Source organism: Streptomyces sp. NPDC001194, assembly GCF_042896985.1.
In the GTDB taxonomy this organism is placed as follows: Bacteria; Actinomycetota; Actinomycetes; order Streptomycetales; family Streptomycetaceae; genus Streptomyces.
On the sequence record NZ_JBIAXU010000009.1, the window covers coordinates 46,419 to 61,639 of the forward strand.

Genomic DNA, 15,221 nt, shown 5'->3' on the forward strand with positions numbered 1-15,221 from the left:
CTACCCCCCGGCGGCTGCGCACGCGGCTGCGTCTTCTTCCCTACTGACGGATCTCCGCGGACAGCAGTGTTGTGGAAAACACCGCTTGGAGGCCCACAGTGAAGGTTGTCGCAGCGCACGGCGGACCGGCGAGGCACGGCAGCGAAGCCGACGACGTCGTACGTGACGGTGACGGAGTGTCGTTCGCGCAGCGGAGGCTGTGGTTCCTCGACCAGCTCACCGGAGGCTCCGCCGAGTCCCTGCTCCCGCTGGCCCTGCGCATCCGCGGCGCCCTCGACGTCCCGGCGCTGGAGCGCTCGCTGGCCGGCGTCGTGGACCGGCACGAGGTGCTGCGCACGCGGTTCACGGCCGTCGACGGGGAGCCCGTACCCGTGGTGGACCCGGCGGGCCGCACCCGGCTGGCGCGGACGGAGGCGGGCAGCACCGAGGAGCTCTTCGACCGTGAGCTGGCACGTCCGCTGGACCTGGCGAAGGAGCACCCGCTGCGGGCCACGCTCGCCCGCATCGGTTCCGACGAGCACGTGCTGCTCCTGGTGGTCCACCACATCGCGGTGGACGGCTGGTCCTGGGACGTGCTGCTGCGCGAACTGGACGCCGGCTACCGGGGCGAGGCGGTGGACGCGCCGCCGCTGCAGTACACCGACGTCGCCCGGACCGAGGCCGAGCGGCTGAGCGGGCCGCGGATGGAGCGGCTGCTCGGGTACTGGCGGGAGCGGCTGGCCGGGGTCTCCCCGCTCGCGCTGCCCGCCGACCGGCCGCGGCCGGCGTTCTGGGACGGCTCGGGCGACGTGGTCCGCTTCGAGCTGCCGGCCGACCTGGTGGCCGAGGTGGACCGGGTGGCCCGCGAGCAGCGCGCGACCCGCTACATGCTGCTGCTCGCCGTGTACCAGGCCCTGCTGGGCCGGTACTCCGGCCGCTCCGACATCGCCGTGTGCACCACCCTGGCCGACCGCGGGCGGGCTGAAGTGGCCTCCCTCATCGGCCCGTTCGTGAACACGATCGTGCTGCGCACCGACCTGTCCGGCGGTCCGAGCTTCACCGAGCTGCTGGGCCGGGTGCGTTCGGGGGCCCTGCGGGACTTCTCGCACTCCGAGGCGCCGTTCGACCGGGTGGTCGGCGAGGTGGTCACCGAGCGCGACCTGTCCCGGCACCCGCTCGCCCAGGCCTCCTTCACCCTCCTCAACACCGTCCCGTCGGCGGCCCGCCTGGACGATCTGGACGTCGGCCTGGTGCGGACCCCGCTGACCGGCACCCCGCTGGACGTGTTCCTCGACCTGAGCCTGCGCGCCAACGGGGACATCGCGGCGCGGCTCCAGTACTCGACCACCCTGTTCGACCAGAGCACGATGGTCCGCTTCACCGAGGGGTACCTGGAACTGCTGCGCGCGGTGACGGCAGCGCCGCAGGCCCCGGTGGCCGAACTCGCGGGCCGCCTGGAGCCCCTGCCGGGCAAGGAGCGGGCCCGACTCGTCGAGATGGCGGGCGCGGAGCGCCCCGCACCGGCCCCGGCGCCGTTCGGCGTGGCGGGCGAGCCGAACGCGGTGGCCCTGGTGTGCGGGGAGAAGATCCTGCGCTACCGCGAGCTGGACGCCCTCGGCGGCGGTCTGGCCACCGCCCTGCGCGCGGCCGGAGTCGGCCCGGGCACCCCGGTCGGCGTGTGCATGAAGCGCGGCATCGGCTCGGTGGCCTCGATGACGGCGATCTGGCGGGCCGGCGGGGTCTACGTGCCGCTGGATCCGGCACTCCCCGAGGAGCGGCTGCGGTTCATGGCCGAGGAGGCCGCGCTGGCCTGCGTCCTCACCGATGCCGCCACCGCGGAGCTGGCCGGCGCCCTGGGCCCGCGGGTGCTGCGGGTGGAGGACGCGGAGCCCGACGCGGGCGCCCCGCACCACGCCCCCGACCCGCACGACCTCGCGTACATCATCTTCACCTCGGGCTCGACCGGCCGCCCGAAGGCCGTCGGCATCGAGCACGGCGCGATCGACGCGCATGTCGCCGCCGCCCGCGAGGAATTCGGGATCACCGCCCGGGACCGGGTGCTCGCCTTCTCCTCCTTCTCCTTCGACGCCTCGCTGGACCAGCTGCTGACCGCGCTCGGCTGCGGGGCCACCCTGGTGGTCCGGCCCGACGAGCAGTGGCTGCCCGCGCAGATCCCCCTGGTGGTCGAGCGGTACGGGATCACCGTGCTGAACCTGCCGCCCACGTACTGGGCCGAGCTGGCCTTCTCCCTCACCGACCGCACCGCCGCCTCCCTCGCGCCGCTGCGCCTGCTGGTCCTCGGCGGGGAGTCCGTCCCGGCCGCGGCGCTGGCCGCCTGGCGGGCGCGCGCCCCGCACGTACGGGTGCTCAACGCGTACGGCCCGACCGAGACCACCGTGACCGCCACGACGCACGAGGTCGGCGCGGAAGGGGACCCCGGCCGGGTGCCGATCGGGCGGCCGCTGGGCTCCCGCCGGGTGTACGTGGTCGACGCGCGGGACGAGCTCGTGCCGGTCGGCGAGCCCGGCGAGCTGCTGATCGGCGGCCCGGAGCTGGCCCGCGGCTACCTCGGACAGCCCGCCCTCACCGCGCGGAAGTTCGTACCGGACCCGTACGGCGAGCAGGGCGGACGCCTCTACCGCACCGGCGACCTGGTCCGCCGACTGCCCTCCGGGGAACTGGAGTTCCTCGGCCGCACCGACGACCAGGTCAAGATCCGCGGCTTCCGCATCGAACTCGGCGAGGTGGAGGCTGCCCTGGGCGAGTGCCCCGGAGTGGTGGCCGCGGCGGTCGCCGTCGGCGCGGACGCCCAGGGCGGCAAGAGCCTGACCGGCTACGTGGTGGCCGGCCCCGACGGCCCGGTGGAGCCCGCCGTGCTGCGCTCCTTCTGCGCGGGGCGGCTGCCGCACTACGCCGTGCCCGCCGACTTCGTGGCGCTCGACGCGCTGCCCGTGAACGCCTCGGGCAAGCTCGACCGGGCCGCCCTGCCCGCCGCCCGCCCGGACGGGGAGCGGGCGGAGCGGGACCGGGCGGCCGCGGGCGGCCCCGAGTTCATCGCCCCGCGCGACGCCACCGAGCAGGTCGTCGCCGACATCTGGTCCGAGGTCCTCGGCGTCGACCGCGTCGGCATCGACGACGGGTTCTTCGACCTGGGCGGCCACTCCCTGCTCGCCACCATGGCCGTGTCCCGGATCGCCGAGCGCCTCGGCCGCGAGGTCGAGCTGCGCACCCTGTTCGAGAACCCCCGCATCCGCGAGTTCGGCCCGCTGGTGGCCGCGGCCCGGCAGTCGGGCGCCGCCACCGTCGTCCCGGTGGACCGGTCGGGACCGCTGCCGCTGTCCTTCGCGCAGGAGCGGATGTGGTTCCTGGACCGCATGTCCGACGTCGGCGACGAGTACGTGCTCTGGTTCTCGTGGCGGATGCGCGGCGGGCTCGACCGCGACGCCTGGCAGGGCGCCCTCAACGAGGTGGTGGCCCGGCACGAGGCGCTGCGCACCGCCCTGGTCGAGGTGGACGGCAAGCCCGCGCAGCGGGTGGTCTCCGGGGTCCGCGTACCGCTGGTGTGGCAGTCGGCCCCGGCCGGCGACGACGAGGCCGTACGGCTGGAGCGGCTGCGCGCGGTGGCCGTCCCGTACGCGACCCGGCGCTTCGACCTGGCCGGTCCGCCGCTGCTGCGGGCCGGGGTGTGGGAGCTGGACCCCGAGGACCACGTGGCCGTCATCGCCTTCCACCACGCGGCGACCGACGGCTGGTCCAAGGACGTGATCATCGGCGAGCTGGCCGAGTCGTACGCCGCCCGCGTGGCCGGGCGTCCGGCCGAGCTGGCGCCCGTCCCGATCCAGTACGGGGACTTCGCGGTCTGGCAGCGCGAGCGGATGGCCGGCGAGGTGCTGGAGCGGCAGCTGGCGTACTGGGAGCGGGCCCTGGCCGGTGTGCCCGTACTGGAGCTGCCGACGGACCGGCCGCGCCCGGCGGGCTGGTCGGGCCGGGGCGGCGCGGTCGAGATCGACCTGCCGAAGGAGCTGGAGACCGCGCTCGGCGAGCTGGCGCGACGGCACGGGGTGACCCGGTTCACGGTCCTGCTGGCCGTGGTGCAGATCGTGCTGGGCCGCTGGTCGGGGCAGCAGGACGTGGCGGTGGGCACCCCCGTCGCGGGCCGCGGGCAGATGGAGCTGGAGCGGCTGGTGGGGCTGCTGGTGAACACGGTGGTGCTGCGCGGGGACTTGTCCGGCGCGCCCTCGTTCACGGAGTTCCTGGGCCGGGTGCGGGAGTCGGTGCTCGGGGCCTTCGATCACCAGGAGGTGCCGTTCGAGCGGCTGGTGGAGCACCTCCGCCCGGAGCGCGACCCGTCGCGCAACCCGCTGTTCCAGGTGATGTTCGACGTGCAGGAGAGCGCGGCGGGCGGGCCGCGCGTCGAGGGCCTCGACGTGGAGCACTTCGTCCTGCCGTGGGGCTCGGCCAAGTTCGACCTGACCGCCACCTTCCTGCTCTATCCGGACCGCTTCGCGCTGAACGTGGAGTACGCGAGCGACCTCTTCGACGCGGCCACGGTCACCCGGTTCGCCGGGCACGTGGGCCGGGTGCTGGAGGCGGTGGTGGCCGATCCGGAGCAGGCCGTCGGGCGTCTGGAGCTGCTGTCGGCCGCGGAACGCGCCGAGCTGGCCCGGACGGCGGGCGCGGCAGCGGCCGCCCCGGTGGCGGCGCCCTTCACCGTCTCGGGCGCTGCGGACGCCGTCGCCCTGCTCTGCGGGGACGAGAGCCTGACGTACGGCGAACTGGACGGCCTCACCGGCGGGCTGGCCCGGGCACTGGCGGCCGCCGGAGTACGGCGGGGCTCGCCGGTCGGCGTGTGCCTGCGGCGCGGCGTCCGCTCGGTCGCCGCGATGGCCGCGATCTGGCGGGCCGGCGGGGTCTACGTACCGCTGGACCCGCGGCTGCCCGAGGACCGGCTGCGGTTCATGTGCGCCGAGGCGGGCGTGCACAGCGTCCTGGGCGACGCCTCGACCCACGCGCTGACCGCCGGGCTCGGGCCGCGGACCGTCTCCGTCGACACCGTCGTGCCCGACGCGGACGCGCCGCACCACACCCCCGATCCGCACGACCTCGCGTACACCATCTTCACCTCGGGCTCCACCGGCCGCCCCAAGGCCGTCGGCGTGGAGCACCACGCGCTGGGCGCGCACGCCGCCGCGGCCCGCGAGCTGTTCGGCATCACGGCCGAGGACCGGGTCCTCGCCTTCGCCTCCTTCTCCTTCGACGCCTCGCTGGAGCAGGTGCTGCCGGCGCTCGGCGCGGGGGCCTCGGTGGTGGTGCGCCCGGACGAGGTGTGGTCGGTGGAGGAGCTCGCCGAGACCGTCCGCACCCGGGACATCACGGTCATGGAGGCCACCCCCGCCTACTGGGAGGAGATCGTCGCCCGCCTGGATGCGGTCGCCGGGGACCTCAAGGGCCTGCGGCTGCTGGTCACCGGCGGCGAGGCGCTGCCCTCGGCCCCGCTGGCCCGCTGGTTCGCCCACCTGCCCGACGTACCCGTCGTCAACACCTACGGCCCGACCGAGTCGGTCATCTCGGCCACCGCGCACACCGTCACCGCGCCCGTCGAGGGCCGGGTGGCGATCGGGCGGCCGCTGGGCTCCCGCCGGGCGTACGTCGTGGACGCCCTCGACCAACCGGTCCCGGTGGGGGTGCCGGGCGAGCTGCTGATCGGCGGCCCGGAGCTGGCCCGCGGCTACCTCGGACAACCCGCCCTCACCGCGCGGAAGTTCGTACCGGACCCGTACGGCGAGCAGGGCGGACGCCTCTACCGCACCGGCGACCTGGTCCGCCGACTGCCCTCCGGAGAACTGGAGTTCCTCGGCCGCACCGACGACCAGGTCAAGATCCGCGGCTTCCGCATCGAGCCGGCCGAGATCGCGGCCGTCCTCGAACAGCACCCGGACGTGCACGCGGCGACCGTCCTGGTCCGCGAACTGCGGGGCGAGCGCGCCCTCGTCGGCTACGCGGCCGGCCGGGACGGGGGCCCGGACGCCGAGGCGCTGGCCGCCTGGTGCCGGACCCTGCTGCCCGGCTACATGGTGCCCGCCGCCTTCGTCCTGCTCGACGCCCTGCCCCGGACCGTGCAGGGCAAGGTGGACACCGGAGCCCTGCCCGATCCGCAGCCGGCCGCGCCGGCCGCCTCCGTGGCACCGCGCACCCCGACCGAGGTGGTGACGGCCCAGATCTGGGCCGAGGTCCTGGGCCTTCCCGAGGTCGGGATCCGGGAGGACTTCTTCTCCCTCGGCGGCCACTCGCTGCGCGCCGTGGCGGCCGCGTCCCGCCTGCGCACCGCGTTCGACTGCCCCATCCAGGTACGCGACCTGTTCGACCACCCGACCGTCGAACTGCTCGCCATCGAAGTGGAACGACAGCTCATCGACCAGATCTCCTCGATGAGCGACGACGAGATCGACCTGTCCCTGACCTCCGAGTTCTGACCGCCGCCGCGTCCGAACCTCGATCCCAGCCTTGATTGGACGGCACTTCCGATGACCACTGCACAGGTCGAACCCTCCGCCACTTCCCCCGCCACCCCCGCTTCCTCCACGACCCCCGGCGGCCTCTCCCCGGCGGCCCGCCGGCTCCTCGAAATGCGCCTGCGCGGCAAGGCCTCCGCGGCGCCCGCCGGGATCCCCCGCCTCGACCCGCGCCCCGCGCAGGCCCCCCTGTCGGCGGCCCAGCAGCGCCTGTACTTCCTCGACCAGCTCGACCCCGGCGGCGTCGAGTACCTGATGCCCGCCGCCTGGCGGTTCGCCGGTCCGCTGGACACCGTCGCTCTGGGCGCGGCGATCGGGGACCTCGTCGCCCGCCACGAGCAGCTGCGGGTGGTGTTCTCCCACGAGGACGGCGTGCCCGCCCAGCGCGTGCTCCCCGCCGCCGACGCGGCCGGCCTCGACGTGGTCGACCTGCCCCCGGCGGTCCGCGAAGGCGGCCCCGAGGCGATCGCCGCGGCTGTGCGGGAGGTGGCGCTGCGCCCCTTCGACCTGGCCGCCGCGCCCCCGTTCCGGGCCACCCTGCTGCGGATCTCCGCCGAGGACCACGTCCTCGTCCTGGCCATGCACCACATCGTCTCGGACGGCTGGTCGCTGGACATCCTGACGGGCGACCTGGGCGCCTGCTACCGCGCCAGATGCGGGGGTTCGGCCCCTCGGCTCCCGCAGCCGCCGGTCGACTACACCGACTACGCGCACTGGCAGCGCGGGGCCGACGAGAGCGCGGACCTGGACTACTGGCGTTCTACGCTGGCCGGCCTGACCCCGCTCGAACTGCCCACCGACCACCCGCGGCCCGCCGTCCGCAGCTCCGCCGGCGCCGTGCACACCGTGGAGCTCCCCGCGGCGCTGACGGCGGCCCTGGCCGAGCTCGGCCGCCGGGCCGACACCACCTCGTACATGACGCTGATGGCGGCCTTCCAGGCGGCGCTCGCCTTCCACAGCGGCCAGGACGACATCGCGATCGGCACCGTCGTCGCCAACCGGGAGCGTCCGGAGACCGAGCAGCTGGTCGGGTTCTTCGTGAACACCCTGGTCATCCGCACCGATCTGTCGGGCGACCCGACCTCGGCGCAGCTCCTCGCCCGGACCCGGGAGAGCGTGCTGGGCGCCCTGTCCCACCAGAGCCTGCCGTTCGAGCGGGTCGTCGACGAGCTGAGCCCCGAGCGGGACCTGTCGCGCAACCCCCTGTTCCAGGTGCTGTTCTCGCACTCCGCCGGTGCGCGCCAGGGCGGCGCGTACACCCTCGGCGGGGCGACGGGCACGGCCTTCCCCATCGACCTGACCACCGCGAAGTTCGACCTGACGCTGGACGTCGGCGAGGACGCGGACCGCCTGCGCCTGCAGTTCGTCTACCGCCCCGACCTGTTCGACGCGGCTTCGGTGGCGCGGCTGGCCGAGCACACCGTCGCGGTGCTGCGGGCCTTCGCCGAAGCCCCGGACGTGCCGCTCGGCATGGCCGACCTGCTCACCGCCGGCGAGCGGGCCGCGCTCCTGGGCGCCGAAGGGCCGGCGAACCGCGCGCCGGCCGGCGCCGCGCCCGAGCCGGCCCCGCGGCTCGCCATGGAGCGCCTGGCCGAGCGGATCCGGCTGGCCCCCTCCGCGGTGGCCGTCTCCGGCGGCGGCCGCAGCCTGACGTACGCCGAACTCGACGCGGCCTCGCTGGCCCTGGCCCGGCGGCTGCGGGCGGCGGGCATCGGCGCGGAGTCCCTGGTCGGCGTGTGCCTGGGCCGCTCCGTCGACCTGGCCGTCGCGCTGCTCGGCGTCTGGCGGGCGGGCGCGGCGTACCTGCCGCTGGACCCGGCCCACCCGCGGGCCCGGCGGGAGTTCACCGTCGAGGACGCCGGAGTGGAGTGGGTGGTCGCCGACGCCGTCGGCCACGCCGCGGTGGAGGGGCTGTCGGTGGGCGTGATCCCGCTGGACGACCCCGCCGACGACACCTCCGACGACACCGAGGACCTGCACTGCACCGCGCTCCTCGGGGCGCAGGCGCTCGCGTACGTCATCTACACCTCGGGATCGACCGGGCAGCCCAAGGGCGTCGAGATCACCCACGGCAACCTGGCCTGGCTGCTCGGCGCCGCCGACCGTCACTTCGACTTCGGCGCCGACGACGTGTGGACGCTCCTGCACTCCCCCGCCTTCGACTTCTCCGTCTGGGAGCTGTGGGCCCCGCTGGCCTCCGGCGGCCGGGTGGTGGTGCTGACCGAGGACGAGGTCCGCGACCCCGCCGCCGTCCACGCCGTGCTGCGCGACGAGCGCGTCACCGTGCTCAACCAGACCCCGGCCGCCTTCAAGGGACTGCGGGCCCACCTGGCCCAGCAGGGCGAGGAGTTCGGCGCGCTCGCCCTGCGCACGGTGGTCTTCGGCGGGGACGCCTTCGACGCCCGCGACTACCGCGACTGGTTCGCCGCGCCCGAGGAGGGGCGGCCCGCGCTGGTGAACATGTACGGGATCACCGAGACCACCGTGCACGTCACGTACCGGCTGATCACCGAGGAGGACACGGTCTCCCCCGTGTACTCGCCGATCGGCCGGCCCCTGGCCGGCCAGCACGGCTACGTCCTGGACCGGGCCGGCCGCCTGGTGCCGCACGGCACCGTGGGCGAGCTGTACGTGTCCGGCGGCGGCGTCGCCCGCGGCTACCGCAACCGCCCGGAGCTGTCCGCCGAGCGCTTCCCCCTCGACCCCTTCGGGCCGGCCGGGACCCGCATGTACCGCACCGGCGATCTCGTACGGGTGCTGCCCGACGGGCAGTTGGCGTACGCGGGGCGGGCCGACCACCAGGTGAAGATCCGCGGCTTCCGCATCGAGCCCGGCGAGATCGAGACGGCGCTGCGCGCCCTGCCCGGCGTACGGGACGCCGCGGTGGTGGCCCGGCCGGAGGCGCACGGCGGCGCCCGGCTCGTCGCCCACGTGGTGCTGACCGAGGGCCGGCCCCTGGACGCGCCGGACCTGCGCGACCGGCTGCGGCTGACGCTGCCCGAGTACATGGTGCCCGCGCTGTTCGTCCGGCACCCGAAGCTGCCGATCACCGCCAACGGCAAGGTGGACCGCAAGTCCCTGGTGGCGGTGGCCGCCGAGGGGGCCGCCGCCCCCGCCGGGCACGTCCCGCCGGCCGGTCCGGCCGAGGAGGCGCTGGCCCGCATCTGGTCGGACGTGCTGGGCGCCGAGCGGATCAGCCGTACGGCGAACTTCTTCGACCTGGGCGGCGACTCGATGCTGGCCCTGCGCGTGATCGGGCAGGCGCGCAACGCCGGACTGGGCCTGAGCGTCCCGGACCTGTTCCGGGCCCGCACCCTCGGCGACCTCGCCGCGCTGGCGACGCAGGCGCCCGAAGGCGCCGGCCCCGCCCCCGTGGAGCCCTTCTCCCAGCTGGACCCCGCCGACGCGGCCCGGCTGCCGCAGGGCCTCGACGACGCGTACCCGCTGACCATGCTCCAGGCCGGCATGCTGCACGAGATGCTCGCCGACCCGAGCCGCGGCGCCTACCACAACGTCACCGACCTCAAGATCACCGTGCCGGAGGGCTTCGACCTCGCCGCCTTCCGGACGGCGGTGGACACGGTCGTACGCGGCCACAGCATCCTGCGCTCCTCCATCGACCTGGTCTCCTTCTCCGAGCCGCTCCAGCTGGTGCACGCCCGCGCCGCGCTCCCGGTCGGCTACAGCGACCTGCGCGGTCTGCCGCACGCGGAGCAGTGGGCCTCCGTACAGGGCTACGTGGACGCGGAGTTCGGCCGTCGCTTCGACCTGGCGGCCCCGCCGCTGGTCCGCATCCACCTGCACCACCTCACCGACCGGGAGCTGCGGCTCACGCTCACCGACTGCCACGTGGTGCTCGACGGCTGGAGCCTGACCTCGCTCATAGCCGACCTGCTCGACCTGCACCGGCAGGCCGTGGCCCAGGGCCGGACCCCGCAGCTGCCGCCGGCGCCCCCGTACGCCGAGTACGTCGCGCTGGAGCGGGCCGCGCTCGTCGACGAGGAGGGGCTGGAGTACTGGCGCTCGGCACTGGGCGACCTGAGCCCGGTCCGGTTCACCCGGCGGGGTACGGAGGCCTCCGACAGCGGGCAGTTCGTGCACGAGGCGCGCCGCTCGTACGCCGCCCTCGCCGAGCCGATCGGCCGGCTGGCGCGGCTGGCCGGGGTGCCGCGCCGTACCGTCCTGCTCTGCGCGTTCCACCACACCATGAGCCTGTTCGCCGAGCGCGACGGCTCCGCCGGGGGGCACTCGGTCGGCCTGGTCACCAACGGCCGGCCCGAGGTTCCCGGCGCCGACCGGATGCGCGGGCTGTTCCTCAACACGGTGCCCTTCGGGGTCCGGCGCCCCCGCGGCAGCTGGCTGGAGTACCTGAAGGCGGCGTTCGCCGCCGAGCAGGAGATGCTCCCCCACCGCAGGGTGCCGCTGGCCCGCCTCGCGCAGCTGCGGCCGGGCGAGCCGAGCCTGGCGGACACCCTGTTCAACTACGTCAACTTCCACCGGCTGTCCGGGGACAGCTGGGACGACTCGCTGGAGATCGCCCGCACCGCGTTCCCGCTGATGCTCAACGCCAGCGTGGAGTCCTTCACCCTCGACGTCGACCCGGACTACCTGGCCCCGGACACCGCCGAGCAGCTCGCCGACCTGATGTGCGGGGTGCTGAAGGCGATGACCGCGCGGCCCGACGCCCCGGTCACGGCGCCGGCGCTGGCCGGGGAGGCGCGGATGCGCGCGCTGGAGGAGTGGGGCCGCGGCCCCGAGCTGGCGAACACCTCGCTGATGTTCCACGAGTGCGTGGCGGAGCACGCGGTGCTCACGCCCGGCGCGGTCGCCGTCCGGCAGGGCGGACAGGAGGTCACGTACGCCGAACTGGACGTCTCCGTGAACCGGTTGGCGGAGCGGCTGCGCGGGCTCGGAGTCGGCCCGGAGGTCCCGGTCGGCATCTGCCTCGACCGGGGTCCGGAGATGGTCCGCGCCGTGCTCGGTGTGCTCCGCGCGGGCGGCGCGTTCCTGCCGCTGGAGTCGACACACCCGGCCGACCGGCTGAAGTTCATCGTCGAGGACAGCGGGATGCCGGTGCTGATCACCCAGTCCTCGCTGGTGGGAACGGTGCCGTTCGACGGCCCGACCCTGGTCGTGGACTCCCCCGCGACCTGGGCGGATCCGGTCGAGGTCCCGGCCGAGGCGCCCGCCGTCACCGCGGACAACGCCGCCTACATCCTCTACACCTCCGGCTCGACGGGCACGCCCAAGGGCGTCACCATCGCGCACCGCAGCCTGACCAACATGCTGGAGGGACAGCGCGACCTGTTCCCGGTGACCCCCGCCGACCGGGTGCTCCAGTTCGCCTCCCTCAGCTTCGACGTCTCGATCATGGACCTGACCTGGGCCCTGGCGAACGGCGCGCAGCTGTGCACACCCCCCAGGGAGGCGCTGCGGGCGGGCTCCGACCTGGCGGACACCCTGCTGGAGTACGGGATCACCGTCGCGATGCTCGCCCCGAGCGCCCTGGCGGCCCTCGGCGAGGACCGCTTCCCCGCGATCCGGATGCTGCAGGTCGCCGGTGAGGCCTGCCCGGCCGAACTGGCCCAGAAGTGGGCGCGCGGACGGCGGTTCTACAACGTCTACGGGCTCACCGAGACGGCCGTGTGGTCCGTCTCCACCCTCCTGAGGCCCGACTGCAAGCGGCCTCCGATCGGCTGGCCGATGCGCAACACCCAGGTCTACGTCCTGGACGAGGACCTCCAGCCCGTCCCCGTCGGGGTGCAGGGCGAGGTGTACCTGGGCGGGCGCGCCGTCGGCCGGGGCTATGTGAACCGCCCCGACCTCACCGCCGCCGCGTTCGTCCCCGACCCGTACGGCGCCCCCGGCGGCCGGCTGTGCCGCACCGGCGACATCGGCGTCCAGCTGCCCGACGGCGCGGTGGAGGTGCTCGGCCGCCGCGACAGCCAGGTGAAGCTGCGCGGATTCCGCATCGAGCTCGGCGAGATCGAGCACGGGCTGCGGGAACTGCCCGGCGTACAGCAGGCGGTGGTCCTCCTGCGGCGGGACCTTCCGGAGCCGGCGCTGGTGGCGTACGTGGTGGCGGAGGCGGGGGTGGAACCCGTCGTCGAGCCCTTCCGCGAGGCGCTGCGGGCCAAGGTGCCCGCGTACATGGTGCCCGCCCGCTTCGTCTTCCTCGACGCGATGCCGGTCAACAGCAGTGGCAAGGTGGACAAGAAGGCCCTGCCGCTGCCCTCGGCCGACCGGGTGGGCGGTGCCGGCGACTACGTCGCTCCCGGTACGCCGGCCGAGGTGGTCCTCGCCGAGGTGTGGCGCACGGTGCTCGGCATCGAGCAGGTCGGTGTCCACGACGACTTCTTCGCCCTCGGCGGCAGTTCGCTCTCGACCGTCCGGGTCGCCGCTCAGGCGGCCGCCCGCGGGCTGAGCGTCTCCGTACGGGACCTGCTCGAACTGCCCACCATCGCCCGGCTCGCCGTACGCGCCGCGCAGGCGGCGGGGGAAGCGGGGACCGCTCCCGCCGCCAGGGCCGTCACCTCCGAGGTCCGGCTGCGCGAGGGCGACGGCGACCCGCTGTGGTGCGTGCACCCCAGCGGCGGCAGCGGGGCCTGGTACGTGCCGCTCGCCCGGGCCCTCCCGCCCGGCCGGCCGGTCCGGGCCTTCCAGGCCCGGGGCCTGCTCGGCGGGGTGGACCCGACCACCATCGCCGGGATCGCGGCCAACTACGCCGCCGAGCTCGCCGCCCACGGCGGGCACGGGCCGCACGACCTGCTGGGCTGGTCCATGGGCGCCAACATCGCCCTGGAGATGGCCACCCAGCTGCACGAGGCCGGTCACACCGTCGCACCGCTGACGCTGATCGAGCCGCACCTGCCCCACCCGGCGGCCGGCGAACGCCTCGCGGCGATCGGCCGGGACATGGAGCGCGGCCTGCGGATGCGCGACCGCGTCCGCACGCTGGCGCCCTCCCCGGAACGGGAGGCCGCCGTCGCCGAGCTCACCGCCCTGCTGCTGGGGGCCGGGATGAGCCCCGGCGAGGCGGCCCTGGTGGAGCAGGCCCCCATCGAGGTCTGGCACTCGCTGCTGACCGCCCTGTCCGGCTACGCACTGCGCCCCTACCCCGGCCACGTCCACCTGCTGGTGGGCAGCGCGGCCGCGGAACTGCCCGACGGCGAACCGATGCCCGGGCTGGACGTGGACTTCCGCACCTACGTCGAACGCTGGCGCGAGATCGCGCTCGGCGGCCTGACCGTCCACGTCACCGAAGGCGACCACATGTCCATGATGTCCGAACGGCTGATGCACAAGACCGCTGCTGCGCTCGGCCGGATCCAGTCGGAGGCACGCCGATGACCGTCCTGACCACGAACACGAAAACCACCGCGCACACCGCCGCGGACACGTCCCCGATGGTCTGCCCGGTCACCGGGCGGACCGCTCCTCCCGCCGCCCGGCCCGCCGCCCCGCTGATCGCGCCGCCGGCGCCGGCGGCCCCCTTCGCCGAGCGGTACCTCCTCGACCCCGCCGTCAACGCGGACCCGTACGGGTACCTGGGCTCCCTGCGCGACCACGACCCCGTGTACTGGTCCGCCATGCACCGGGCCTGGCTCGTCACCGGACACGCCCAGCTGATGCACTGCCTGCGCGCCCCCGCCGTCTCCGCCGAGCGGGTGCGCCCGCTGATGGACGCCGTGCCGGAGGGTGCCCGCGAGGACGCCGAGCGGGCCTTCGGGATCCTCTCCCGCTGGATGGTGTTCAACGACGCCCCGCAGCACCGGCGGCTGCGCCAGGTGTTCCAGGAGCAGTTCGCGGCCCGCTCGATCGGCCGCTACCGGGCCTTCGTCGAGCGCGCCACCCGCGCCATGCTCACCCGCCGCGCCGTCCCCGGCCGGATCGGGGACCTCGTCGCCGACATCGCCCGGCCGCTGCCCGCCCTCGTCTTCGCCCGCTGGCTGGGCGTCCCCCAGGCGCACGGCCCGTCCTTCTGGTACTGGAACGCCCGGGTCGGCGACCTGGTCCTCGGGGCCGCCCAGGAGGAGCGCGAGTACCGCACCTCGCTGCAGTCCCTGGTCAACCTGGACGACTACCTCGCCGACCTGGTGAAGCAGCGGCGCGCCGACCCCAAGGACGACCTGGTCAGCGCCGTGCTGGCGGGCGGCCAGATCGGGAAGTCGGTCAGCGAGGAGGAGTTCGTCGGGATGCTGACCCAGATGGCCTTCGCCGGCGGCGAGACCACCAGCAACCTCATCGTCAACGCCGTGCTCGCCCTGCTGGAGCACCCCGAGCAGCTGGCCGCCGTACGGGAGGACCCGGCGCTGGTGCCGATGGCGGTGGAGGAGGCCATGCGCTTCGACGGCCCGTCGAAGATGTCGATCCGCACCGCCGCCCGGGACTTCGACCTCGACGGGCGCTCCGTCCGCGCCGAGGACAGGCTGTTCCTGGTCACGGCCGCGGCCAACCGCGACCCGGCGCGCTTCCCCGACCCGGACGTGTTCGACGTCCGGCGCGGCAGCGCCTCGCACCTCGGCTTCGGCTTCGGAGCGCACTTCTGCATCGGGGCGGCCTTCGCCCGGCTGGTCGCGGGCGCGGTGCTCGACGTACTCGTCCGCGAGTACCCGGGCCTGGAGCTGCTCGAGGGGCAGCACACCTGGCAGCCGTCCCTCCTCAACCGCGCGCTGACGGCCCTGCCCGTCCGCTACTGACCACGGACGTCCCTACGGAGGGGATTCATCT

General features: G+C 74.9%; 3 protein-coding genes. All 3 read left to right on the plus strand.

Features of this window, described 5'->3' with window-relative positions; translation table 11 throughout:
• Positions 1-98: 98 nt before the first annotated feature.
• From ACFY1T_RS20115 to ACFY1T_RS20125, 3 genes are read left to right on the plus strand one after another with little or no spacing between them, the layout of a single operon-like run.
• A complete protein-coding gene (locus ACFY1T_RS20115) occupies positions 99-6,452 on the plus strand; it encodes an amino acid adenylation domain-containing protein (RefSeq protein WP_390789315.1) in 6,354 nt (2,117 codons plus the stop codon).
• Positions 6,453-6,503: 51 nt separating this feature from the next.
• Complete coding sequence (locus tag ACFY1T_RS20120; protein ID WP_390789316.1) at positions 6,504-13,841, plus strand: amino acid adenylation domain-containing protein; 7,338 nt, start codon at positions 6,504-6,506, stop codon at positions 13,839-13,841.
• Positions 13,838-15,190: a cytochrome P450 gene (locus ACFY1T_RS20125; protein ID WP_390789317.1), complete on the plus strand. Its 1,353-nt coding sequence runs from the start codon at positions 13,838-13,840 to the stop codon at positions 15,188-15,190. The genes ACFY1T_RS20120 and ACFY1T_RS20125 overlap by 4 nt, the downstream gene beginning before the upstream one ends.
• Positions 15,191-15,221 lie beyond the last annotated feature (31 nt).

Coding starts and splice junctions, on each gene's coding strand:
- ACFY1T_RS20125 (WP_390789317.1), top strand. CDS start 13,838: ATGACCGTCCTGACCACGAACACGAAAACCACCGCGCACACCGCCGCG.
- ACFY1T_RS20120 (WP_390789316.1), top strand. CDS start 6,504: ATGACCACTGCACAGGTCGAACCCTCCGCCACTTCCCCCGCCACCCCC.